At 39.4% G+C, this 25,320-nt stretch carries 19 protein-coding genes and 1 tRNA gene; 18 read left to right on the top strand and 2 right to left on the bottom strand.

The annotated features are described in order from the left end of the window. The first annotated feature begins 16 nt into the window (after nt 1-16). The 9 genes from galU (at nt 17) to whiA (ending at nt 12,746) form a co-directional block, all read left to right on the top strand. Nucleotides 17-934 carry a UTP--glucose-1-phosphate uridylyltransferase GalU gene (gene galU / locus PI20285_RS06985; protein ID WP_057772838.1) on the top strand — a complete coding sequence of 306 codons (918 nt, stop codon included), beginning with the start codon at nt 17-19 and terminating at the stop codon, nt 932-934. Nucleotides 935-1,110: 176 nt separating this feature from the next. Next, nucleotides 1,111-2,052, top strand: a complete 942-nt coding sequence (gene trxB, locus PI20285_RS06980) for a thioredoxin-disulfide reductase (protein WP_057772840.1) — start codon at nt 1,111-1,113, stop codon at nt 2,050-2,052. Between the two features lie 212 nt (nt 2,053-2,264). Then, nucleotides 2,265-3,992 carry a phospho-sugar mutase gene (locus PI20285_RS06975; RefSeq protein ID WP_057772843.1) on the top strand — a complete coding sequence of 576 codons (1,728 nt, stop codon included), beginning with the start codon at nt 2,265-2,267 and terminating at the stop codon, nt 3,990-3,992. A 40-nt stretch (nt 3,993-4,032) separates the two neighbouring features. Beyond that, on the top strand, nt 4,033-4,662 hold the full coding sequence (locus PI20285_RS06970; RefSeq protein ID WP_057772845.1) for an HD domain-containing protein: 630 nt from the start codon (nt 4,033-4,035) through the stop codon (nt 4,660-4,662). A 109-nt stretch (nt 4,663-4,771) separates the two neighbouring features. Continuing rightward, complete coding sequence (uvrB, locus tag PI20285_RS06965; RefSeq protein WP_057772847.1) at nt 4,772-6,775, top strand: excinuclease ABC subunit UvrB; 2,004 nt, start codon at nt 4,772-4,774, stop codon at nt 6,773-6,775. A gap of 11 nt (nt 6,776-6,786) precedes the next feature. After that, a complete protein-coding gene (gene uvrA, locus PI20285_RS06960) occupies nt 6,787-9,654 on the top strand; it encodes an excinuclease ABC subunit UvrA (RefSeq protein ID WP_057772849.1) in 2,868 nt (955 codons plus the stop codon). Nucleotides 9,655-9,855: 201 nt separating this feature from the next. After that, nucleotides 9,856-10,749, top strand: coding sequence for an RNase adapter RapZ (gene rapZ / locus PI20285_RS06955; RefSeq protein ID WP_057772851.1), 894 nt, complete (start codon nt 9,856-9,858; stop codon nt 10,747-10,749). Continuing rightward, complete coding sequence (locus PI20285_RS06950) at nt 10,746-11,756, top strand: gluconeogenesis factor YvcK family protein (RefSeq protein ID WP_057772853.1); 1,011 nt, start codon at nt 10,746-10,748, stop codon at nt 11,754-11,756. The genes rapZ and PI20285_RS06950 overlap by 4 nt, the downstream gene beginning before the upstream one ends. Nucleotides 11,757-11,816: 60 nt before the next feature. After that, on the top strand, nt 11,817-12,746 hold the full coding sequence (gene whiA / locus PI20285_RS06945) for a DNA-binding protein WhiA (protein WP_057772855.1): 930 nt from the start codon (nt 11,817-11,819) through the stop codon (nt 12,744-12,746). 66 nt (nt 12,747-12,812) lie between these two features. Here whiA and clpP read toward each other — a convergent pair whose 3' ends face one another. Together clpP and PI20285_RS06935 are read right to left on the bottom strand one after the other, a co-directional pair. Then, nucleotides 12,813-13,409: an ATP-dependent Clp endopeptidase proteolytic subunit ClpP gene (gene clpP, locus PI20285_RS06940; RefSeq protein ID WP_057772857.1), complete on the bottom strand. Its 597-nt coding sequence runs from the start codon at nt 13,407-13,409 to the stop codon at nt 12,813-12,815. 437 nt (nt 13,410-13,846) lie between these two features. Continuing rightward, nucleotides 13,847-13,918, bottom strand: a tRNA-Arg gene (locus PI20285_RS06935). A 66-nt stretch (nt 13,919-13,984) separates the two neighbouring features. On the opposite strand from PI20285_RS06935, the gene rpoN reads away from it, so the two are divergent. The 9 genes from rpoN to PI20285_RS06890 all read left to right on the top strand — a co-directional run bounded on the left by rpoN (nt 13,985) and on the right by PI20285_RS06890 (nt 25,309). Beyond that, the gene (gene rpoN / locus PI20285_RS06930) at nt 13,985-15,319 is read left to right on the top strand and encodes an RNA polymerase factor sigma-54 (RefSeq protein ID WP_057772859.1); all 1,335 of its coding nucleotides are present in this window, start codon (nt 13,985-13,987) and stop codon (nt 15,317-15,319) included. Nucleotides 15,320-15,520: 201 nt separating this feature from the next. Next, entirely contained in the window at nt 15,521-16,549 is a 1,029-nt protein-coding gene (locus tag PI20285_RS06925) for a sugar-binding transcriptional regulator (protein ID WP_057772861.1), read from the top strand. 67 nt (nt 16,550-16,616) lie between these two features. After that, complete coding sequence (gene gap, locus PI20285_RS06920; RefSeq protein ID WP_057772863.1) at nt 16,617-17,639, top strand: type I glyceraldehyde-3-phosphate dehydrogenase; 1,023 nt, start codon at nt 16,617-16,619, stop codon at nt 17,637-17,639. Nucleotides 17,640-17,770: 131 nt separating this feature from the next. Next, a complete protein-coding gene (locus PI20285_RS06915) occupies nt 17,771-18,973 on the top strand; it encodes a phosphoglycerate kinase (RefSeq protein ID WP_057772865.1) in 1,203 nt (400 codons plus the stop codon). Nucleotides 18,974-19,056: 83 nt separating this feature from the next. Next, the gene (gene tpiA / locus PI20285_RS06910) at nt 19,057-19,812 is read left to right on the top strand and encodes a triose-phosphate isomerase (RefSeq protein WP_057772867.1); all 756 of its coding nucleotides are present in this window, start codon (nt 19,057-19,059) and stop codon (nt 19,810-19,812) included. Between the two features lie 71 nt (nt 19,813-19,883). Then, nucleotides 19,884-21,203, top strand: coding sequence for a phosphopyruvate hydratase (gene eno / locus PI20285_RS06905; RefSeq protein WP_057772870.1), 1,320 nt, complete (start codon nt 19,884-19,886; stop codon nt 21,201-21,203). Between the two features lie 127 nt (nt 21,204-21,330). After that, on the top strand, nt 21,331-22,092 hold the full coding sequence (locus PI20285_RS06900) for a nucleoside phosphorylase (protein WP_057772872.1): 762 nt from the start codon (nt 21,331-21,333) through the stop codon (nt 22,090-22,092). 21 nt (nt 22,093-22,113) lie between these two features. Further along, nucleotides 22,114-23,628, top strand: a complete 1,515-nt coding sequence (gene glpK, locus PI20285_RS06895) for a glycerol kinase GlpK (RefSeq protein WP_057772874.1) — start codon at nt 22,114-22,116, stop codon at nt 23,626-23,628. Between the two features lie 121 nt (nt 23,629-23,749). Next, complete coding sequence (locus PI20285_RS06890) at nt 23,750-25,309, top strand: ClC family H(+)/Cl(-) exchange transporter (RefSeq protein ID WP_057772876.1); 1,560 nt, start codon at nt 23,750-23,752, stop codon at nt 25,307-25,309. Nucleotides 25,310-25,320: the final 11 nt, after the last annotated feature.

Genomic DNA, 25,320 nt, shown 5'->3' with positions numbered 1-25,320 from the left:
AAAAGGGGAGTTACTTATGTCAGATAGAGTTAGAAAAGCGATTATTCCAGCAGCAGGATTGGGAACAAGATTTTTACCAGCAACTAAAGCTTCGCCAAAAGAAATGTTGCCAATTGTTGATAAACCAACGATTCAATTCATAGTTGAAGAAGCAAAAAAATCTGGAATTGAAGATATTTTAATTGTAACCGGTAAAGGTAAACGCGCAATTGAGGATCATTTTGATTCTGTTCCTGAGTTGGAAAACAACTTGAAAACTAAGCATAAAGACAACCTTTTAAAATTAGTTGAAGAAACCACTGATATTAATTTGTACTTTATCCGCCAGTCACATCCTCGTGGCTTAGGTGACGCTGTCTTGATGGCTAAGGATTTTGTGGGCGATGAACCTTTCGTGGTCATGCTTGGCGATGATTTAATGGAAGACAAAGTTCCACTAACTAAGCAGCTGATGAACTCTTATGAAGAAACCCATGCTTCTACTTTGGCAGTTATGCAGGTTCCTCATAAAGAAGTTTCGAAGTATGGAGTAATTAAACCTCAAGCTAAAATTAAACCTGATTTGTTTAACGTTGAAAACTTTGTTGAAAAACCAAGCCCTGAAGATGCTCCAAGTGATTATGCAATTATTGGCCGCTATCTGTTGACTCCAGAAATTTTTGGCGTTTTGGAACATCAAAAGCCTGGTAAGGGTAATGAGGTTCAACTAACCGATGCAATTAACGAACTTAACAAAACTCAACGGGTATTTGCCCATGTCTTTACGGGAAAACGATTTGACGTTGGAAATAAATTTGGTTTCTTAAAGACAAACATTCAATATGGTTTAAATCATCCAGAGGTTCGTGATGAATTGCGAACATACATCAAGCAATTGGGTGCTGAACTGACTGAGGAAGATAAAACGGACAAAACCGCAAAAAAATCTAAATAATTTATGAATCGTGTGAATGATTTTAAACTGGCAATTATCAGAATATTTTTCTGATGTTGCCAGTTTGCTTATATGACATAAAAATAAATTAACTAACTTTTTGTAAGCTAATTATTAGACATTTAGAAAATAAAATAGTATATTATGTTAAAACATGGAAGAGAAGGTGCAAGCATTTGGCAAAAGAGTATGATGTCATTATTATTGGAGCTGGACCAGCGGGAATGACAACCGCGCTTTATGCTTCACGGGCAAACTTATCTGTCTTAATGTTAGATCGTGGAATTTACGGCGGTCAAATGAATAATACGGCAGAAATTGAAAATTATACTGGATTCAAATCAGTTTTAGGCCCAGATCTAGCGAAGGACATGTATGATAGCTCAGTTCAATTTGGTGCAGAATACGCTTATGGCAGTGTTCAAAGCATTGAAGATCAAGGCGATTTAAAGATAGTCAAAACAGATACTGACGAATTTACAACGAAATCAATTGTGATTGGAACGGGCTCTGAATATAAAAAATTAGGGGTTTCTGGTGAAGATACCTACAGTGGCCGTGGTGTTTCGTACTGTGCGGTCTGTGATGGCGCGTTCTTTAAGGGATTACATCTTGTTGTTGTTGGCGGTGGAGATTCTGCAATTGAGGAAGGAATCTATCTGACTCAATTAGCTTCTAAGGTAACTGTTATTCATCGTCGTGGTGAATTAAGAGCACAAAAAATTACTCAAGAACGGGCTTTTGCTAATCCAAAAATGGAATTTGTTTGGGATAGTAATGTGACTGAAATTGTTGGTGATGATCAAAAAGTGACTGGTGTGAAGGTCAATAATAATAAAACCGGCGAAGATAGCTTTATTGAAGCTTCTGGTGTGTTTATTTATGTTGGTAATCATGCAATGACTGACAATTTACACAACTTACCAATTCTTGATGAAAATGGTTGGATTCCAACTGATGATCATATGCGTACCAAAGTTCCTGGAATTTTTGCGGTTGGTGATGTGCGTCAAAAAGATCTCCGCCAAATTGCTACTGCAGTTGGTGAAGGTGGTATTGCCGGTCAGCAAGTATTCTCTTATATCCAGGATTTAAAGGCTAAGGCCACGGTAAAATAAGAGATTGTTTTATAAAATTTTGAATGTTTTTGATGAGCTTTGAGAAGAGATATTCTCAAAGCTTTTTTTATGACTAGATAAGTTGGCAAGGCCGAAGCAAAAGTAAAAATTAAGAATCAGTCTATACCAAAGAAAACGGTTCAAAGTTTGGGTGTAAATGTTGTATACTTAGAGTGATTAACAAATATGCCAAATAGTTGGGGGTAAACAACTTGAGTTGGAAAGAAACCTATCAATCATGGATAAAACGTGATGATTTAGAGCCAAGTTTAAAAGAAGAATTAACTGAGCTAGAAGGACAGGATTCAAAATTAGAAGAAGCTTTTTATGCACCTATGGAATTTGGAACGGCTGGTATGCGGGGGGTCATGGGACCTGGAATTAACCGCATGAATATATACACAGTTCGCCAGGCTACAGAAGGACTTGCAAACTTCATGGATGAGTTGGATGATAAAACCAAGCAACGGGGAGTGGCAATTAGTTTTGATTCACGCTATCACTCAAAGGAATTCGCTCACGAAGCCGCCCATGTTTTAGGAGCCCATCATATTCCAAGTTTTGTGTTTGACGACATGCGTCCCACGCCAGAACTTTCTTACACAGTCCGTCATTTGAAAACTTATGCCGGAATTATGATTACCGCTAGTCATAACCCGAAACAATATAATGGATACAAAATTTACGGACCTGATGGTGGTCAAATGCCACCGACAGAATCTGATAAAATAACAGATTATATTCGTAAAGTGACGGATATCTTTGATGTGCCAGTAGCTAAAGAACAAGTTCTTCGTCAAAATGGATTGATGACTTTAATTGGTGAAAATGTTGATGAAGCATATCTTGATGAAGTTAAACAAATTACGATTAACCCGGAATTAATCCGCGAGTATGGGGCGGATATGAAGTTAATTTATACACCGCTGCATGGAACGGGAAAAGTATTGGGGAATCGGGCCCTTCAAAATGCCGGGTTTAGTGATTTTACAATGGTGCCAGAACAAGCTACGGCTGATCCTGAATTTATTACAACACCATTTCCAAATCCAGAATTTGCGCAAACCTTTGACCTAGCAATTAAATTAGGCAAGAAGCAAAAAGCGGACTTGTTGGTGGCTACCGATCCTGATGCTGATCGTTTAGGGGCGGCCGTTCGTCAACCTGATGGTGAATACCAATTGTTGACAGGTAACCAGATGGCAGCCTTGATGCTAAATTATATTTTAACGGCTCGCGAAGAAAATGGCACTTTACCAGCGAATGCTGTGGCGGTGAAATCCATTGTATCTAGTGAATTAGCAACTAAAATTGCTGAAGCTCATGAGACTAAAATGGTAAATGTCCTAACCGGGTTCAAGTTTATTGCTGATCAAATTCAAAGTTATGAAACAACGAAGGCACATACCTTCATGTTTGGTTTTGAAGAAAGTTACGGATACTTAATTAAGCCGTTTGTTCGTGACAAAGATGCCATTCAAGGAATTGTCATGTTGGCTGAGATTGCGGCGTACTATCGCAAGCAAGGAAAAACCTTGTACGACGGTATTCAAGATCTCTTTAAGACTTACGGTTACTACGCCGAAAAGACAATTTCAAAGGATTTTCCTGGTGTAGATGGCAAAACGCAAATGGCTAACCTAATGACGAAATTCCGAGAAGAACAGCCAGCCGCATTTGCTGACCAACCGGTTGTGGCATTAGAAGATTTTGAAAAACAATTAACCACTTATTCAGATGGTACGAGCGAAAAAATTGCCTTACCAACCTCAAATGTTTTAAAGTATCAACTTAAGGACGGGACGTGGATTGCGATTCGTCCATCTGGAACCGAACCTAAAATTAAGTTCTATATTGGAACTTCAGCAGATAATAATGAAGCAGCTCAACAAAAGGTTGCTGACTTTGAAAAAGCAATCGATCGTTTTATTGTAGCTTAAAGAAAATCAAATTTTTGCAGCTAAAAAGGAGAGATCGCATATGGGAATTCATCAGTATATTCAGAGTTTGAGTAATCTAGAGACATTAGTTCGGGCACCCGGTATTTTTAAATATCAGAAGCATTCTGTTGCTGAGCATTCCTTTAAGGTCGCCCAGATTGCGCAATTCTTAGGTGATGTTGAAGAAAATAGTGGTCAAACAATAAACTGGCAATCACTTTATGAAAAGGCCTTGAATCACGATTACAACGAACGTTTTATTGGCGATATTAAAACGCCGGTTAAGTATGCGACACCTAAATTGCGTGCCATGTTAGCTGATGTGGAAGATTCACTTTCAGAAAGTTTTGTAAATACTGAAATTCCAAGTGAGTTTCGCGCTGCTTACCGTCGCCGTTTGTCAGAAGGAAAAGATTCAACTCTGGAAGGTAAAATTCTGTCGGTAGCGGATAAAATTGATTTGTTGTATGAGTCATTTGGTGAAATTCAAAAGGGAAACCCTGAATTAACATATGAAGAGATCTACAAAGAAAGCTTAACCACAATTGTGAAGTTTCAATCGATGGCTTCTGTGCAGTATTTCTTAAATGAAGTTCTCCCAGATCTGCTGCGGGAGAAGTTTACAGATCAAGCCAAATTAGAGGAAATTACGAGACATATTATTAGTTAAACAGTATTATAGCGAAAGTATGTTCGGTATGTTAAAATTAAGGACACTGTTGTAAAGGAAGGCAATAGCTTTCCTTTTTTTGTGTGAACGAAATGGAGGGCTTTCGCAAATGATTGATCGAACTGATAATAATAAATTTGAATTGGTATCGGATTACAAGCCAACTGGGGATCAGCCTAAAGCTATCAAACAACTGGTTTCCGGTGTTAATGCTGACGAAAAAGCACAGATTCTGTTGGGAGCAACTGGAACTGGAAAAACGTTTACGATTTCAAATGTGATTCAACAAATTAATAAACCAACATTGATTTTGTCACATAACAAAACTTTAGCGGGACAACTCTATGGCGAGTTCAAACAATTTTTCCCGAATAATGCTGTTGAGTATTTTGTGAGTTATTACGATTATTATCAGCCCGAAGCCTATGTACCTTCAAGTGATACGTATATTGAAAAGGATTCAGCTATTAATGACGAAATTGATAAGCTTCGACATTCTGCCACGAGTTCTTTACTAGAACGAAATGACGTGATTGTTGTTGCTTCAATTTCAAGCATTTTTGGTTTAGGAGATCCAACCGAATATAAGAACCACACGGTGTCACTGCGAGTAGGCCAACAGATCGAGCGTAACCAGCTATTACGAAAACTTGTGGATATTCAGTTCGAACGAAATGATATTGATTTTCAGCGAGGCCGTTTTCGAGTTCATGGAGATGTTGTAGAAATTTTTCCGGCTTCACATGATGAAAAAGCATTAAGAGTTGAGTTTTTCGGAGATGAGATTGACCGAATTCGTGAAGTAGATGCCTTGACTGGTGAAGTCGTAGGCGATCGTGAGCATGTGGCGATTTTTCCAGCGACTCATTTTATGACGAATGATGATCAAATGGAAGGTGCCATTGCCGGGATTGAAGCTGAGTTAAAAGATCGTTTGAAAGTTTTAGAGGGTGAAGGAAAGTTGTTGGAAGCCCAACGCTTGAAACAACGAACGACCTATGATGTCGAAATGTTGCGTGAAATGGGTTATACGAACGGGATTGAAAACTATTCCCGGTTTATGGATGGTCGCAAACCAGGTGAACCACCATATACCCTACTAGATTTTTTTCCCAAAGACTTTCTGATGGTTGTCGATGAATCTCATGTGACGATGCCGCAAGTTCGGGGAATGTACAATGGCGACCGCTCGCGAAAACAGCAATTAATTGATTATGGTTTTCGTTTGCCAAGTGCGTTGGACAATCGTCCGTTAACTTTACAGGAATTTGAAAAGCACGTAAAAAACATTATTTATATGTCAGCAACGCCAGGTCCTTATGAAGAGGAACAAACTAATCATGTGGTTGAACAAATTATTCGGCCGACTGGGTTATTGGATCCTGAAATTGAAGTTCGACCAATTATGGGACAAATGGATGATTTGGTCGGGGAAATTAATAAGCGTGCCGAACGTAACGAACGGGTATTTGTCACTACTTTGACGAAAAAAATGGCTGAAGATTTAACGGATTATCTGAAAGAATTAGGCATCAAGGTTGCTTATCTGCATAGTGATATTAAGACGCTTGAGCGAACCCGAATTATTCGTGATTTGCGGACGGGTAAGTATGATGCTTTGATTGGAATTAATTTACTTCGTGAAGGAATCGATGTGCCAGAGGTGTCCTTAGTTGCAATTTTGGATGCTGACAAGGAAGGCTTCTTGCGTAATACACGATCACTGATTCAGGTTTCTGGGCGAGCAGCGCGGAATGAAAATGGTCGGGTAATCATGTATGCGGATAAAGTGACCGATTCAATGCAAGCAACAATGGATGAGACTAATCGCCGTCGAAAAATTCAGGAAGCTTATAACGAAGAGCATCATATTACACCACATACCATTAAAAAATCGATTCGTGATTTAATTGCGCCAACTAAAGAAAACGAAGATACTGGTAAAAAAGACGACTTCTTGGAAAGTGATTTTGGTGATATGTCACGGGAAGATCAAAAGAAGATGATCGCGAGTTTAACGGATCAAATGCGATCAGCTGCTAAGAAGTTGGACTTTGAAACGGCTGCGACATTACGTGATACAATAATGGAATTAAAGACCGAAATGGGTTAGGGGGAACGGATTTGGCAAACGATAAAATTGTCATTCATGGTGCACGAGCACATAATTTAAAAGATATTGATGTAACCATTCCAAAAAATAAAATGGTTGTAATCACAGGCTTATCAGGTTCAGGAAAAAGTTCGTTAGCCTTTGATACCTTGTACGCTGAAGGCCAACGACGGTATGTTGAGAGTTTATCAGCATATGCGCGTCAGTTTTTGGGACAGATGGATAAGCCAGATGTTGATTCAATTGATGGATTAAGTCCGGCAATTTCGATTGACCAAAAAACGACCTCTAAAAATCCCCGTTCCACGGTGGGAACTGTGACGGAAATTAATGATTACTTACGTCTTTTGTGGGCCCGGGTTGGTCATCCTATTTGTCCCAATGATGGGACACTGATTACGAGTCAATCTGTGGAACAGATGGTTGATAAGGTATTGTCGCTCCCAGAACGCACCAAGCTCCAAATTATGTCACCAATTGTGCGTGCTAAAAAGGGACAGCACAAGAAAATCTTTGAAAAAATTAAACGCGAAGGCTTTGTGCGCGTTCGGGTCGATGGCGAAATTCATGATATTGAAGAAGAGCTTGATCTCAACAAAAGCAAAATGCATACCATTGAAATTGTGATTGATCGAATTGTGGTTAAGGACGGAATTCGCTCCCGTTTATTTGACTCATTTGAAGCTGCTTTGCGTTTGAGTGGTGGGTATGCCACTGCTGATTTGATCAATGGTGAACCAATCTTGTTTTCTGAGCACTATTCTTGCCCAGTTTGTGGGTTCACAGTGGGCGAATTAGAACCGCGGTTATTCTCCTTCAATGCACCATTTGGAGCCTGTCCTGATTGTGATGGATTAGGTGTAAAGCTTGAAGTTGATATGGATCTGGTTGTGCCAGACACAAGTAAAACTTTACGAGAAGGTGCCTTGGCGCCTTGGAATCCAATTAGTTCACAATATTATCCAAGCTTATTAGAACAAGCTTGTGATGCTTTTGGAATTGATATGGATACGCCGTTCGAAAAACTTAGCAAAGCGGATAAAGATTTTGTCCTTTATGGATCAAAAGGTAAAACATTTCATTTTCATTATGAAAATGATTTTGGTGGTGTTCGCGATGTTGATGCCGAGTTTGAGGGCGTGATTGAAAACGTGGATCGTCGTTATCGAGAGACTAACAGTGATTTCACACGTGACGTAATGCGTGGTTACATGCGTGAATTGACCTGTCAAACGTGTCACGGTTATCGTTTAAACCGCAAAGCGCGAAGTGTTAAAGTTATGGATCAGCATATTGGTGAAGTTTCCAGTTTGCCAATTAATGATGCGATGGACTTTTTTAATCATGTCGTTTTATCTGAACAAGAAAGTGCCATTGCCAAACCAATTTTAAAAGAAATTCGTGATCGGCTAACTTTTCTTAAAAATGTTGGTTTAGAATACTTAACTTTAAGTCGCGCGTCCCGGACTTTATCGGGTGGAGAAGCTCAACGAATTCGATTGGCTACTCAAATCGGATCTAATTTATCTGGTGTTTTGTATATTTTGGATGAGCCTTCAATTGGACTACATCAACGAGATAACGACCGGTTAATTGGATCATTAAAGAAGATGCGTGATCTTGGGAACACATTAATTATTGTCGAACATGATGAAGATACCATGCGAGCGGCGGATTACTTAATTGATGTTGGTCCCGGTGCTGGTGATAATGGTGGCAAAATTATGGCTGCTGGAACACCTGAAGAAGTTGAAAAGAACCCGGCTTCGCTAACTGGCCAATACTTAGCTGGTAAAAAATTTGTGCCAGTTCCTTTAAAAAGGCGTAAAGGTAATGGTAAGAAGATTACAATTAAAGGTGCGTCTGAAAACAATTTAAAGAATATTAATGTGGATTTTCCCCTTGGCAAATTTGTAGCTGTAACCGGTGTTTCCGGATCGGGAAAGTCGACACTTGTTAATATGGTTTTAAAACGCGCTTTAGCACAAAAATTAAATCGTAATTCTGAAAAGCCAGGCAAGTATCGATCAATTTCTGGTGTAAAAAACATTGAAAAAATTATTAACATTGACCAAAGCCCAATTGGGCGGACTCCAAGAAGTAATCCGGCAACGTATACAAGTGTCTTTGATGATATTCGTGGGTTATTTGCGCAAACCAATGAAGCCAAATTACGTGGGTATCAAAAAGGTCGTTTTAGTTTCAATATCAAAGGTGGCCGCTGTGAAGCATGTAAAGGCGATGGAATTCTTAAAATTGAAATGAACTTTTTACCAGATGTTTATGTTCCTTGTGAGGTTTGCAAGGGAAAGCGGTATAATTCAGAAACCCTTGAAGTGAAATACAAAGGAAAGAGCATTGCGGATGTTTTAGAAATGACCGTTGAAGAAGCTTTGAACTTCTTCGAACCAATTCCTAAAATTCGGCGTAAACTGCAAACCATTGTGGATGTCGGCCTTGGTTATGTCCAAATGGGTCAGTCTGCAACGACATTATCTGGTGGGGAAGCGCAACGGATGAAGCTTGCTTCTGAACTGCATAAACAATCTGCAGGGAAGAGTTTCTACATTTTGGACGAACCAACTACTGGTTTGCATACTGACGATATCAAACGTTTATTGGAAGTTTTGCAGCGATTAGTAGATAAAGGCAATACCGTTTTGGTTATCGAACATAATCTGGATGTCATTAAAACGGCTGACTATTTAATTGACCTTGGACCAGAAGGCGGGGCCGGCGGTGGTTCAATTGTCGCAACAGGTACACCTGAACAAGTTGCTGAAGTAAAGGAAAGTTATACTGGGCAGTATTTAAAGCCGATTTTAAAACGTGATAAGAAACGGACTACAGAAGTTTCTTTGACTGACGCAAAAGCCTAATAAAAAAATCGAAATCACCTCGACTATTAAAGAAGGTGTTTCGATTTTTTTGTAATTTAAATGGCATGGAGGATTTTTTCATAGAGCAAGGCGTAAATTTAATTACCTGTCATAACTTAAGACAGCTTTAAATTTGGCGCGAAGCTTAAAATGAAACACCCGGTGTGTTATAATGAGCTATCATGAACGGGGGATATTTAAATGACAGATGAAAAAATGCAATTAGTCATTGTAACCGGAATGAGTGGAGCTGGGAAAACAGTTGCCATGCAAAGCTTTGAAGACCTTGGCTTTTTCTGTGTGGATAACATGCCACCCGCACTCTTACCTAAGTTTTGGGAATTGGTTAAAGAGTCTGGGAAGATTAACAAGGTTGCCTTGGTTGTGGATTTAAGGTCACGTGCTTTTTATGACCAAATTTTACACATGCTTACGGATGAGGATTCAGAGCCAGCTACAATTGATTCTCAAATTCTTTTTCTAGACACATCCGATAAGGAATTAATTTCTCGCTATAAAGAAACACGTCGTTCGCATCCGCTAGCAATGGATGGCCGTGTGATTGATGGTGTGCGTAAGGAACGAGAACTTTTGGCCCCAATCCGTTCAAATGCGCAATATGTGATTGACACCACTTCAATGACACCGCGTGAATTACGAGAACAGATTTTTGAGAATTTTGGTACAGAAGGTGCAACAGGGAAATTCCATATCGAAGTGGTTTCTTTTGGTTTTAAATATGGGCTCCCAATTGATGCAGATATCGTGATGGACGTTCGATTCTTACCTAACCCTTATTATGTGCCAGAGCTAAAGAGTAAGTCTGGCTTAGACGATGCTGTGTACAAGTATGTGATGGAACAACCTGTTACTGAAAAATTCTATAATCATTTTATTTCATTATTAAAATATGTAATGCCTGGTTATCAAAAAGAAGGCAAGTCGACAGTCACAATTGCAATTGGCTGTACAGGCGGTCAACACCGGTCTGTGGCGATTGCAAAGCGTGTTGCTGAAGATTTGGAGTCCGACTATACTGTTCATATTCAACATCGTGATATGAACAAGCGAAAGGAAACTGTGAATCGATCATGACAAAGAAACATGCGGCAAAAAATCGCCCTAAATTTGTGGTGATTGGTGGTGGGACTGGTTTACCGGTCATCTTAAAAAGCTTAAAAAAACAAAATGCAGACATCACAGCCATTGTTACAGTCGCTGATGATGGGGGGTCCTCAGGCGTCATTCGAAACTACGTCAACGTTGTGCCCCCTGGCGACATTCGTAATGTGATTGTGGCGCTTTCTGATTTGCCAAAACTAGAACTCGATATTTTTCAATATCGATTTAAAAGTAATGATAGTTTCTTATCTGGACATGCAATTGGGAACCTAATTATTGCGGCTTTATCGGAAATGAAATCGGGAATTTTTACTGCGGTCCAGGAACTTTCCGAAATGATGAAGGTTGATGGTCATATTTACCCAGCCTCAGATGAACCGCTTGTGCTTCATGCCGAATTTAGTGATGGCAGTCAATTGGCAGGAGAGTCTGAAATTACTGCCGCCCATAAAACAATTAAACGAATTTGGGTAGAGCCAACCTCTTGGAAGGCGAATGAAAAGCCACATGCTGTTCAAGAGGCCATTGACGCTATTTTAGATGCGGATGAAATCGTGCTTGGACCCGGAAGCTTATTCACGAGCATTCTCCCTAATCTGATGATTTCAAACATTGGGGATGCGGTTTTAAAAACCACAGCAGAGGTTGTGTACATTTGTAACATTATGACTCAAAAAGGCGAAACGGATAACTTCACGGACTCCGATCATGTTCGGGTGTTGAATGAGCACTTGGGACAAAATTTCGTCGATACTGTGCTCGTAAATACAGCTAAGGTACCTGATGACTACATGGATTATGATCGTTACGACGAGTATTCTACTCAAGTTGGATCCGATTTTAAAGGCTTAAGAGCTCAAAACTGTCGGGTGGTTTCCAATAACTTTCTTAGTTTGCGCGACCACGGAGCTTTTCATGATGGTGATCGGGTGGCCGAAGAATTGTTTAATATGGCAGGAAATCCTAAAGCCTGTGACTAAACAGTGTGTTTTGAAGAATTGTTAGCAAGAAAAATTATAATTTAGAAGGAAGGGATTTTCGTGTCGTATGCAAGTGAAGTAAAAAAAGAGCTAACTGGGATTGAAGTCCATCCTGAAAATGCAAAAGCTGAATTGATGGCTCTTATTCGCATGAATGGTTCAATTAATTTGGTTCATCATCAGTTAGTGTTAAGTGTGCAAACCGAAAATCCCGCAATTGCGCGACGAATTTACACACTATTAAAGGATTTTTACTCTGTTGAAGGGGAATTAATTGTTCGTCGCAAAATGAAGCTCAAGAAAAATAATCTTTATATTGTCCGTTTGATGACAAATGCCCAAGCTATTCTGGAAGATTTATCTATTTTAACGAATGGTTTTCAGATTAATGAGAAAGTGCCTGATGATTTACTGACAACTGAGGGTGAAATCCGTTCTTATTTAAGAGGTGCATTTTTGGCTGGAGGATCAGTTAATAATCCTGAAACAAGTCGATATCACTTGGAAATTTATTCTTTATATGAAACACACAACGCAATGTTGACTGAATGGATGAATCGATATCATTTAAATGCGCGTTCGACTGAGCGACGTAGCGGATATATTGTCTATTTGAAGGAAGCGGAACGAATTGCGGACTTCCTATCTTTAATTGGAGCAACCAATTCGATGCTGAAATTTGAGGACGTTCGGATTCTTCGTGATATGCGCAATTCTGTTAATCGGCTTGTAAATTGCGAAAATGCTAATTTGACGAAAGTTGCTAACGCTTCGAGTAAACAAATCAATAACATTAAATATATTGATGAAATGGTAGGAATTAATAAATTACCACCAAAACTTCAAGAGGTTGCGCGAGTTAGATTGGATAATCAAGAAGTCAGTTTAAAGGAATTGGGCGAGTTGATTCCAAGTGGTGCAATTTCAAAATCGGGGATTAACCATCGACTACGAAAATTAAATGAATATGCAGATAAATTACGTGCGTAGAGTCTGTAAACAAAAAAAGACACCGAGTTATAAAAACTCAGTGTCTTTTTTTGAATATCTGAAATGTTACTTCTTTAAATCTTCGTTATTGGCCATAATTCCGTCAATCAAGCCGTAATCAACAGCTTCTTGAGCTGTAAAGTAATGATCACGCTCGGTATCACGATTAATAACTTTCAATGGTTGACCAGAATTGTCAGCCAAGATTTGGTTCAATTGTTTACGTGTCTTTAGAATTTCTTCTGCGACAATTTCAATTTCAGTTTGTTGTCCTTGAGCACCACCAGATGGCTGATGAATCAACACTTCTGAATGAGGTAAAGCAAAACGCTTGCCCTTTGTACCAGACGATGCCAATACACTAGCCATAGATGCAGCCATCCCCATTACGATTGTTTGAACATCAGATTTGATGAAGTTCATTGTATCGTAAATTGCAAGGCCGGCAGTTACAACACCACCGGGAGAGTTGATATATAGGTAAATATCTTTCTCAGAGTCTTGGGCATCAAGAAACAAAAGCTGGGCAATAATTGAGTTAGCAACGTCATCATCGATAGCACCGGAAAGCATAATGATTCGATCCTTCAACAAACGGGAATAGATATCATAAGCACGTTCGCCACGTGATGATTGTTCAATAACTGTTGGAACTAAGTTCATAACTTAGTAGCCTCCCTTTAAATTTAATTTTTTATTTTATTAGTTCATCACTAATATAGTAATAGCTTAACGCCAAGGTCAAAAAAGGTCAAACAATTTTACTCGCTTTGAATCTTTTTTTGATTAATCCCCTTAATACTAGCTTCCATCAAGCATCACAGTGGCATGATACAAGGCCTGAGAACATGTTTCTAATCTTTTTCACTTTTGTGTGGTGGATGGTAAAGGTAGTGATTTGTTCTAAAAAAGAGCTGAAGATAATCAGCTCTAAATAAGGTTTATCTTTATTTTGTAAAATGTGGGCAACTATTGTTTTTAAATGATTTTGTTTGACATCTAATAACTAGTGTTTAATAATTAGAAGACTATGAACACCCTTTCAACAGTGACGAAACAACATTTTTGAAAAGGCTAAAATAATTTTGGGTACAAAAAAATGCGCCATGCGGGAGTCGAACCCGCGTCTCAAGAACCGGAATCTCACGTGCGATCCACTACACTAACGGCGCAAACTACCTTTTAATTTTACTGTATTCACTTTAAAAAAACAAGCTATTTAAAAAGAGGTGATCTACTTGGCTATTCAACAGGGCCTACATCAACATCAAAAACAAGCTCAATGGTTAGCAATGACCCAGACGTTGCAGCAATCGATTCAAGTTCTACAATATAATGTTGAAGAATTACAAAATTTTTTGAACCAAAAGGCGTTGGAAAATCCATTAATTAATGTGTCAACTAGTCGAGAAGATCTACCAATTAGTTCGCAGTCCAGATCATCTTCACAATCAGTTGATGAAAATTATATGAATCAAATTCCAAATGACAGTCATCAATCCTTGTTTGAATATTTACTTGATCAGATTCATCTCACACTGCGAGATACTCCCTTACGGAATTTAGTTTTATTTTTACTTGAGTATATTGATCAAGATGGCTACTTGGACATTTCACTTGAAGACGCGATGGAAAAAACCGGGAGTAACAAGGTTGATATGGTGGATGCTGTAACGTTAATTCAGCAACTGGATCCGCCGGGCGTTGGGGCGAGAAATTTGCAAGAGAGTCTTTTACTTCAGGCTGAGAGCGATGATTGGGCACCAAAAAATGCGATCACGCTTTTAAAGGAAAATTTTGAGGAGTTAGCAAATAAAAAATGGGCCTTAATTGCTAAGCAGCAAGAAATGACTTTGGCAGAGATTCAAGAAATTTTTGATTATATCCGGACCTTAACCCCGAAGCCAGGCGCTCGTTTTAATGACGAGGGTCCTCAATATATTTTTCCAGATTTGATTGTGGAAAATGAGGAGGGAGAACTTAGTATTCGAATGTCGCGATCGGCTAAACCTGCCGTGCATTTCCAACAACGTTATTTTCAAAAGATGTTACAACGAAAAGATAGTGAAGTAACGGACTATGTCAAAGGGAAAAAGAAAGAGTACGATTGGATTTCTCGAAGCTTACAACAAAGAGAAAACACAATTTTACGGGTTGGAAGAGTTTTAGTTGAACATCAACAGGCTTTCTTCCTTGAAAAGACCAAAGAATTGAGGCCGCTGCTGTTACAAGATGTGGCCTTGAAATTGGGTTTACATGAATCCACAATTAGTCGGGCAGTCAATGGCAAGTATTTACAAACGCGCTTTGGTACTTTTGAACTTAAATCATTTTTTAGTAGCGCCGTGGCTAAAACAGATGCATCACCAGAAGGCTTATCGGTTGATACAGTGAAGCAGTTATTGCAGAAGTTTATTCATGAAGAGGATAAGCGTAAACCATTGTCTGATGCAAAAATTGTTAAACAATTGGCAGAACGTAAGATTGAGGTTTCTAGACGGACAGTTGCAAAATATCGAGAAAGTCTGAATATTCCGTCATCATCGGCACGAAAGCGGTATGAAGCAGATTAGAGGGTTGGTTAAGAAAACGTTTAAGATTGCATAGGGGTTTGAGTTGCAATGAAGAGCGGCTCCTGATATAATTCAATATGTAAGTGAGTGGTATACAACCGAAAAATAATTTGATTAGGTGTATGCCAATTATTTTGAATTTGTCGGGTCGTTCAATGACACGTATGGACGACTTACGTCCCGATTGGGAGCAGAGAGATCATGCAAAATGAGCTAAAATGGCTAGAAGCAATCGCACCAGACATGATAGACGTTTTTTTAAAACGTTTCTCAGTCTTACGATCAATTGCCCTGATGGCTCCAATTGGTCGCCGTGGATTGGCCATTCATCTTAATATGAGTGAACGAGTCTTACGAACACATACTGATATGTTGAGACAGTTGGGGATGATTCAAGCTTCCCCAGCAGGGATGACATTGACTAAGGAAGGCCGTTCTGCTTTAAACGGTTTAAGTAATATGGTCGATGGCATGTTAGGTTTACAACAATCGGAACGGGAACTAGCACAGATTCTTAATATTGATCGTTGTTTTATTATTTCTGGAGATAGTGATCATCAAGATCGCGTTCTTGATGGAATGGGAACAATTCTTAACGATACACTTGCAAAAATGTTACCAGAGGGTAATAATGTAATAGTGGTGATGGGCGGAAATACAATGGCACAAGTTGCTAAAGAATTTTCTCCAGAATTATCCACTAAACGACAACTTACCTTCGTTCCTGGTCGTGGTGGTATGGGTCAATCAATTGCTATGCAAGCAAACACAGTTTGTTCAATCATGGCGGAACGTACACATGGTGAAAGCCAATCAATGTATGTCCCAGAAAAATTGAGTGAAAAGAGTTACCAGCCATTACTGGAAGAACCGAGTGTTCAATTGGTCTTACAACTGATTGAGCAAAGTAATGTTGTGATTCACGGAATTGGTCGCGCCGATGAAATGGCTGAACGCCGAGAAGTTGATCCGAAGATTTTGCACCTTTTACAAAAAAAGGAAGCAGTTGGAGAAGCTTTTGGTTGTTTTTATAATCAGCAGGGTGAGATCGTTTATCGGGTGCCTCGAATTGGTTTACAGTTCGAACGCATCAATTCAATCGATCATGTTTTGGCGGTTGCAGGTGGGCATACAAAAGCTCAGGCAATCCGTTCTTACATGAAATTAGCACCTCACCAGACGTATTTGGTTACTGATGAAGGTGCCGCAAACTTGATTTTAAAAAAGTAATGTTTTTAAACATCACTTTTTAAAATAAAAATTATTTTTTTTGATTCCTAAAGGAGGAAATCTTAGTATGACTGTAAAGATTGGTATTAATGGTTTTGGACGTATCGGTCGTTTAGCTTTCCGTCGCATCTATGAATTAGGCGCAAAGTCAAATGATATTGAAGTTGTGGCTATCAATGATTTGACAAGTCCAGCAATGTTGGCACATTTATTGAAGTATGACTCAACACATGGCACTTTCCCTGGTGAGGTTAGCGCGACAGATGACTCCATCATTGTTGATGGCAAGAAATACCGTGTTTACGCAGAACCTAAAGCACAGGATATTCCATGGGTTAAAGATGATGGCGTTGACTTTGTTCTTGAATGTACAGGTTTCTATACATCAAAAGCAAAGGCACAAGCTCATTTGGATGCCGGCGCAAAACGTGTTCTGATTTCTGCTCCTGCTGGTAATGATCTTAAAACTGTTGTTTACAACGTTAATGATGACGTTTTAACTGCAGATGACAAGATTGTTTCTGCTGGCTCATGTACAACAAACTGTTTAGCACCTATGGCTTACTTCTTGAACCAAGAATTTGGTATCAAAGTAGGTACAATGACAACAATCCATGCTTACACAAGTACACAAATGTTACTTGATGGACCAGTTCGTGGTGGTAACTTACGTGCAGCTCGTGCTGCTGGTGTTAACACTATTCCTCATTCAACTGGTGCTGCTAAAGCTATTGGTCTTGTAATCCCAGAATTAGTTGGTAAATTACAAGGACATGCACAACGTGTTGGTGTTGTTGATGGTTCATTAACTGAATTAGTTGCAATCTTAGGCAAGAACGTTACAGCTGACGAAGTTAATGCTGCAATCAAGAAACATACAGAAAACAACGAATCATTTGGTTACAACGAAGACGAAATCGTATCTAGTGACGTTATCGGCACAACATACGGTTCAATCTTTGACCCAACACAAACTGAAGTTACAAGCGCTGGAGACAATCAATTAGTTAAAACTGTTGCTTGGTACGACAACGAATACGGCTTCACTTGCCAAATGGTACGTACTTTATTGAAGTTTGCTACTCTCTAGGATTAAATTAATTTAATCTTTTAAGTTTGCAGGTTTCAAAACCGTCTAACGGTTTAAGGCGGAGGGAGGCAAACTTCCTCCGTCTTTTTTTATTGATAATACATTAATTTCTTAAATTAGGAGGAATAACTTTGGCTAAATTAACAGTTTCTGATTTAGATGTTAAAGACAAAAAAGTTTTAATGCGTGTGGACTTTAATGTTCCCGTAAAAAATGGTGTAATCGGTGATGATAACCGTATCGTTGCTGCATTACCAACTATCAAATACATCATCGAACATGATGGTAAAGCAATCTTGTTCTCACATCTTGGCCGTATTAAGACTGAAGACGACAAGAAAGCATTAACAATGCGTCCAGTTGCTCAACGTTTGTCAGATTTATTAGGCAAACCTGTCACATTTGTACCTGCAACACGTGGCAAACAATTAGAAGATGCAATTGCTGACATGAAAGATGGCGATGTTCTCTTATTCGAAAACACTCGTTTTGAAGATCTTGATGGCAAGAAGGAAAGCGGTAACGACCAAGAACTTGGCCAATACTGGGCTTCACTTGGCGACGAGTTTGTAAACGATGCTTTTGGTACAGCACATCGTTCACACGCTTCTAACGTTGGAGTTGCTACAGCTATGAAGGCAGCTAACAAACCAGTTGCTGCTGGATTCTTAATGGAAAAGGAAATCAAATTCCTTGGAAATGCTGTTGATAATCCAAAGCATCCATTCGTTGCTATCTTGGGTGGTGCTAAGGTTTCTGACAAGATTGGTGTCATTGATCATTTGCTCGATAAAGCTGACAAAGTTATTATCGGTGGTGGTATGACATATACATTCTATGCTGCTAAAGGCATGAAGATTGGTACTTCACTTGTTGAAAAAGACAAGGTTGCTTTAGCTAAAGAAATCTTAGATAAGGCTGGAGACAAGATTGTGCTTCCTTCAGACAGTGTTGTTGCTGAAAAATTCGATAATGATGTACCTCATAAGGTAGTTGAAGGAGATATTCCTGATGGCTATATGGCACTTGATATCGGACCTAAGTCAATCAAAGAATTCAAAGATGTTCTTAAAGATGCTAAGACGGTTGTTTGGAATGGACCAATGGGTGTATTCGAAATGAGCAACTATGCTGAAGGAACTCTTGAAGTTGGTAAGTTCTTGGGTACATTAACTGATGCTACAACAATTGTTGGTGGTGGTGATTCAACTGCTGCTGTTAAACAACTTGGTGTTGGCGATAAGTTAACACATATTTCTACTGGTGGTGGTGCTTCACTTGAGTACCTCGAAGGTAAGGAATTACCAGGAATTGCTGCAATTTCAAACAAATAAGTTTTATAACGGGATTGAATTGAAATTCAATTCTTTTCTGCTGTTTAAAATATAATTTGTTATAGATGAAAGGAAGTATTATTTTGCGTACACCAATTATTGCTGGAAATTGGAAAATGAACAAGAACCCTAAAGAAACAACTGAATTTGTTAATGCTGTCAAGGATCAACTTCCTGCAACTGACAAAGTTGAATCCGTTATCGGTGCTCCTGCCGTTGATTTACAAGCTTTGTTAGATGCTGCTAAAGGTACAAACCTTAAAGTAGCTGCTGAAAATTGTTACTTTGAAGATGAAGGTGCTTTTACTGGTGAAACTTCACCTAAAGTTCTTTCTGAAATGGGTGTTGACTATGTTATTATTGGTCATTCAGAACGTCGTCAATATTTCGGCGAAACTGATGAAGATATTAACAAAAAAGCTAAAGCAGTTTTTGCTAACAATATGTTACCAATCATTTGCTGTGGTGAAACTTTAGATCAACGTGAAGCTGGTCAAACAAATGAGTGGGTTTCAGGCCAAATTACTAATGCACTTAAAGGTTTATCTGCAGATCAAGTGGCTTCACTTGTGATTGCATACGAACCAATCTGGGCAATTGGTACTGGTAAGACAGCTTCAAGTGATCAAGCACAAGAAGTTGTTCACGTCCTTCGTGAAACTGTTGCTAAGTTATACGACCAAACAACTGCTTCTAAAGTTCGTATTCAATACGGTGGTAGTGTTAAACCTGCTAACGTTAAAGAATTAATGGGCAAAGAAGACATCGATGGCGGTTTAGTCGGTGGTGCAAGTATGGTTCCTGAATCATTCTTGGAATTAGTTAACTTTAATGCTTAATTTTCAAGTCGATTTGTAATACAATTGATTTGTAACAGAATTTACTAAATTTAGTGAGGAGAAATTACAATATGTCACTTATTACTGATATTTATGCACGTCAGGTTTTAGATTCACGTGGTAACCCAACTGTTGAAGTTGAATTATATACAGAAGATGGCGGTTTCGGCCGTGGAATCGTTCCTTCTGGTGCTTCAACTGGTGAACATGAAGCTGTTGAACTTCGTGATGGCGACAAGAGCAAATTCATGGGCCAAGGTGTTACAAAGGCTGTTGAAAATGTTAACAAGTTAATTGCTAAGAAAATTGTTGGTTATGAAGTAACTGACCAATTAGCAATTGATAAAGCTATGATCGAACTTGATGGTACTCCTAACAAAGCTAAGTTGGGCGCAAACGCAATTCTTGGTGTATCTTTGGCTGCTGCTCGTGCTGCTGCTGATGAGCTCCAAATTCCTTTGTACAACTACTTAGGCGGATTCAACGCTCATACATTGCCAACACCAATGTTGAACGTTATCAATGGTGGGAAACATGCTAATAATGATGTTGACTTCCAAGAATTCATGATCATGCCTGTTGGTGCTCCAACAATTACAGAAGCAATTCGTTGGTCATCAGAAACATTCCACAACTTAAAGAATCTTTTGAACGAAAAAGGTTACTCAACAGCTGTTGGTGATGAAGGTGGATTTGCACCTGATTTGAAGAACAATGAGGAACCATTTGAAATCCTTGTTGAAGCTATCACACGTGCTGGCTACAAACCTGGTAAAGACATTGCAATTGCCTTTGACTGTGCTGCTTCTGAATTCTATAACTCAGAAACAAAGAAGTACGACTTAAAGGGTGACGGCAAGTCATATACCGCTTCTGAATTTGTTGACTTACTTGATGGTATTGTTGACAAGTACCCAGTTGTTTCTATCGAAGATCCTTTGGATGAAAACGAATGGGAAGACTGGAAGATGGCTACTGACAAACTTGGCAAGAAAGTTCAAATCGTTGGTGATGACTTGTTCGTTACAAACACAGACTACCTTGCTAAAGGTATCAAGATGGGCGTTGGCAATGCTATCTTGATCAAGTTGAACCAAATTGGTACATTAACAGAAACTGTTAATGCTATCGAAATGGCTAAGGAAGCTGGCTATACAGCAATCGTTTCTCATCGTTCTGGTGAAACAGAAGATACAACAATTGCTGACTTAGTTGTTGCTTTGAATGCTGGTCAAATTAAGACTGGTTCAATGAGCCGTACAGAACGTATTGCTAAGTACAACCAATTGATGCGTATCGAAGATCAATTAGGTGAAGTTGGCGATTACAAAGGTATTAAAGCCTTCTATAACTTGAGCGAACAAGCACGCGACGCTATTACAAATAAGTAATTTAACGTTTGCAAACGGGTTCGTTAAGAGCCATCTGGATTATTCCGGATGGCTCTTTTTTGTACTGAATTTTTGCTACAAAAAGAGTAAAATGATGGTAATTGATAGTAGGAAGTAGGAATGCAGAATGTTAAATAGTTTGCCACTTTTTGATTTTGATGCGCATCGTCAAGCCGTATTGATGCCGGGTCATGATGGTCCATTCTCTTTTCACGAGAAGGCCGTGTTTCCATTTTTACGTGATGAAGAGATTTTACAATTTGTTGAACAAAATGGTGGCAAACAGATTGGCAAGTTTGAAACAATTACCAAAACTTACCCTGTTTACGAGTGTCGATACCAGAATGAATGGATTACGGTGGCTCAAGCGCCGTTGGGTGCCCCAGCTGCGGTACAATTTCTGGAATTCTTAATTTGGTTTGGTGTTAAGCAAGTTATTAGTGTGGGGAGCTGTGGCGTATTGACGGATATTGCTGAGGACAGATTTTTAATTCCAACGGTTGCCCTAAGGGATGAAGGGACTTCTTTCCATTATGTTTTGAGATCTGATGTTATTGCCTTGAATCCGGAAGTAGTTGCTAGTATGGAAAAAGGTTTAACTAAAAATAAGCTTGAGTTTCGAGAAGTGGAAACTTGGACAACGGATGGCTTTTTTCGTGAGACTGCCGCTTTAGTAAGAAAGCGTAAGCAACAGGGCTGCACAGTTGTTGAAATGGAATGTGCTGCTTTAGCTGCTTGTGCCCAATTTCGCAATGTTCAATTTGGACAGTTATTTTTTACAGCTGATTCACTGGCTAATTTAAATCAACACCAAGAACGGGATTGGGGTGAGGGTGCTCATGAGCAAGCGATTGAACTTGCTGCCCAGTTGGTTACAGAACTTGTTTAAAAATAAAATGAGGTTATAAAAATGCCAGAAAGTTATATTTTGTCCATTGATGAAGGGACAACAAGCACGAGGGCCATTATTTTTGATCATGCTGGTCAAAAGGTTGCTGATGCACAACGAGAGATCACACAAATTTTTCCTAATCCCGGCTGGGTTGAACACGACGCCAATGAAATTTGGGACGCTGTATTGTCCACGATTGCTGACGCTTTAATTAAGTCACGAATAAGGCCTTCTCAAATTAAAGGAATTGGTATTACAAACCAGCGGGAAACGACGGTGATTTGGGATAAGAAAACTGGCTTACCAATTTATAATGCCATTGTTTGGCAATCCCGCCAAACAGCAGATATTGCGAATCAATTAATTTTGGCAGGCTATCAAAAAGAGATTCATCAAAAAACTGGCTTGATTGTGGATGCCTATTTCTCGGCAACAAAAATTCGTTGGATTCTGGACCAAGTTCCCAATGCTCAAAAGCGGGCAGAAAACGGTGAGTTGCTGTTTGGCACGATTGATACCTGGTTAGTTTGGAAGCTTACCGGCGGGGATGTACATGTGACGGACTATTCAAATGCAAGTCGGACGATGTTATTTAACATTCACGAACTCAAATGGGATACAGATATTTTAAAACTCCTCAACATTCCCAAGGCCATGTTACCAGAAACAAAGTCAAATTCTGAAATTTATGGATATACGAAGGATTATCATTTTTACGGTAGTGAAGTACCAATTTCAGGGATGGCAGGGGATCAACAAGCGGCACTGTTTGGGCAAATGGCCTTTGAGCCAGGGATGATCAAGAATACATACGGAACCGGAGCCTTTGTCGTGATGAATACGGGGACCGAGCCGCAATTATCGGATCATAATTTATTGACAACCGTTGCTTATGGGATTAATGGTCAAGTCTATTACGCGCTGGAAGGAAGTATTTTTGTTGCTGGTTCAGCCATCCAGTGGTTACGAGATGGCATGCAGTTGTTGAAAACTTCCGCAGAATCTGAGGAAGATGCCTTTAATTCAACGGATCATAATGAAATATATGTGGTACCGGCGTTTACTGGTTTGGGGGCACCTTACTGGGATTCAGTTACGCGCGGATCGATTTTCGGAATAACCCGCGGAACAACAAAGAATGATTTTGTCAAAGCAACGTTACAATCGTTAGCGTATCAATCACGGGATGTTGTGGATACGATGAAGCAAGATGCAGGAATCGAGATTCCAACGCTTAAAGTGGACGGAGGAGCCTCTCATAACAATTACTTGATGCAGTTCCAGGCAGATATTCTTGGAATTGAAATTGACCGAGCTGCTGATTTAGAAACAACAGCGCTTGGGGCAGCATTTTTGGCTGGCCTTGGTGTCGGTTTTTGGAAAAATATAGAAGATATTAAAACAATCTATCAATCTGGCCAGAGCTTTTTGCCAAATATGAATGGAGAAGAGCGCGAAAACTTATACTCCGGGTGGCAAGAGGCCGTTCAAGCAGCGCGAATGTTTAAGCATCAACCATATCGAAAGAAATAGATTCACTAATTTAAGAGTTAAGGGCCGGATAATTAATTTGTCCGGTTTTTTTATTTCAAGTATTTTCGTGCTAAACTAAATAGTGACGTTTAAAAATTATAAAATTAAGAAGTGAAATAATATGCAGTGGCAAGGACAACCAACAAAAAAGCAAAGGGTTCCTGATCGGACTCGGTTAACTTATATTTTGCAAGGATGCATTACGGGTGCTATTGCCGGGTTCGTCGTCAGTATTTTTCGATTAGCGATTGTAAATGGCCTGAAACTGATGATGATCGTTTATAAACAACTTTCAATGCACTGGGAATTAATTCCAGTTTGGCTGATTATTATGCTCCTGGTTGCCGTTGTGGTTGGTTATATGGGTCGCCAATATCCTGAAATAAAGGGATCTGGTATCCCCCAAGTAGAAGGGCAACTCTCTGGCAACTTAGAATATGCTTGGTGGCCAATCTTATGGCGAAAATTTGTGGGTGGCATACTGGCAATTGGTTCAGGACTATTTCTAGGCCGCGAGGGGCCATCAATTCAGTTAGGCGCTACAATCGCACAGGGGTATGCCGAACTAACTCACAAGACAGAGTTAAAACGCCGGGTACTCATTGCAAGTGGAGCAGCGGCTGGATTGTCTGCCGCGTTTAATGCACCAATCGCTAGTACATTATTTGTGCTTGAAGAGGTTTATCATAATTTTTCACCACTGATTTGGACGACAGCGCTAGCTAGTGCTATTGTTTCAAACTTTGTTTCTACAATCTTTTTTGGCTTAACACCAGTTTTACATATTGTTTACGCAAGCACACTACCGCTTACAATGTATCCGCATCTAATTCTGCTAGGTATTTTCCTTGGGCTAATGGGGTTCATTTATCAACGTGTCTTACTTAAAATGGGTGATTGGTATGCCTATCTGACCAAATTACCGAGCTGGTTATTTGGGGTTGTGCCATTTGTGTTGATTATCCCGATTGGCATGTTGGTACCTAACTTATTAGGTGGTGGGAATAATATTATCTTAGCCATTGCTGCGCATTCTCCGGCCCTAATTATATTGATTGGGATCTTTCTTTTAAGATTTATTTTTTCCATGATTTCTTATGGATCTGGGCTTCCTGGTGGCATTTTTTTGCCAATTTTGTCGTTAGGTGCCATTCTTGGTGCTATATATGGAAAAGTCATGATTCAGTTAGGAATGATGCCATCCGCATATTTGGTTAACTTTATTATTATTGCAATGGCGGGCTATTTTGCCGGAATTGGAAAAGCCCCGTTTACTGCCATCTTGTTAATTACCGAAATGGTCGGGACGCTGCATCATTTAATGCCACTCGCAATTGTTTCAATTACCGCCTATTTGGTAGTTGATTTGCTAGGTGGTGCCCCAATTTATGAATCATTACTTCACAAAATTGTGAAACCTAAAATGCCACGTGTGGGTGGTAAATTGGATCGGGTAGAATTTCCGGTTTTTGCTGGTTCGTATTTAGCGGGACATCAAGTGCGTGATTTTAAGTGGCCGGGGAACAGTTTACTAATTGCCATTCGTCGGGGTGAACTTGAAATCATTCCCCATGGAGATACGCTACTTCAAGCGGGAGACACCTTAATTGTGACAACTAGTCATCAAAACCGGGGGAATATTGCACGCCAATTAAGAAAACTGCCTATCCAATCGAATTGATTAAAAAGAAT

The organism is Pediococcus inopinatus (genome assembly GCF_002982135.1).
GTDB classification, from domain to species: Bacteria; Bacillota; Bacilli; order Lactobacillales; family Lactobacillaceae; genus Pediococcus; species Pediococcus inopinatus.
Note: the sequence above shows the minus strand (reverse complement) of the source record. Positions and strands in the feature narration are given on the sequence as shown.

What these genes read in the sequence shown, in the direction of transcription:
- PI20285_RS06950 (WP_057772853.1), top strand. Translation starts at nt 10,746, where the DNA reads ATGACAAAGAAACATGCGGCAAAAAATCGCCCTAAATTTGTGGTGATT.
- PI20285_RS06890 (WP_057772876.1), top strand. Translation starts at nt 23,750, where the DNA reads ATGCAGTGGCAAGGACAACCAACAAAAAAGCAAAGGGTTCCTGATCGG.
- gap (WP_057772863.1), top strand. Translation starts at nt 16,617, where the DNA reads ATGACTGTAAAGATTGGTATTAATGGTTTTGGACGTATCGGTCGTTTA.
- galU (WP_057772838.1), top strand. Translation starts at nt 17, where the DNA reads ATGTCAGATAGAGTTAGAAAAGCGATTATTCCAGCAGCAGGATTGGGA.
- rapZ (WP_057772851.1), top strand. Translation starts at nt 9,856, where the DNA reads ATGACAGATGAAAAAATGCAATTAGTCATTGTAACCGGAATGAGTGGA.
- eno (WP_057772870.1), top strand. Translation starts at nt 19,884, where the DNA reads ATGTCACTTATTACTGATATTTATGCACGTCAGGTTTTAGATTCACGT.
- glpK (WP_057772874.1), top strand. Translation starts at nt 22,114, where the DNA reads ATGCCAGAAAGTTATATTTTGTCCATTGATGAAGGGACAACAAGCACG.
- PI20285_RS06925 (WP_057772861.1), top strand. Translation starts at nt 15,521, where the DNA reads ATGCAAAATGAGCTAAAATGGCTAGAAGCAATCGCACCAGACATGATA.
- PI20285_RS06900 (WP_057772872.1), top strand. Translation starts at nt 21,331, where the DNA reads ATGTTAAATAGTTTGCCACTTTTTGATTTTGATGCGCATCGTCAAGCC.
- uvrB (WP_057772847.1), top strand. Translation starts at nt 4,772, where the DNA reads ATGATTGATCGAACTGATAATAATAAATTTGAATTGGTATCGGATTAC.
- PI20285_RS06970 (WP_057772845.1), top strand. Translation starts at nt 4,033, where the DNA reads ATGGGAATTCATCAGTATATTCAGAGTTTGAGTAATCTAGAGACATTA.
- clpP (WP_057772857.1), bottom strand. Translation starts at nt 13,409, where the DNA reads ATGAACTTAGTTCCAACAGTTATTGAACAATCATCACGTGGCGAACGT.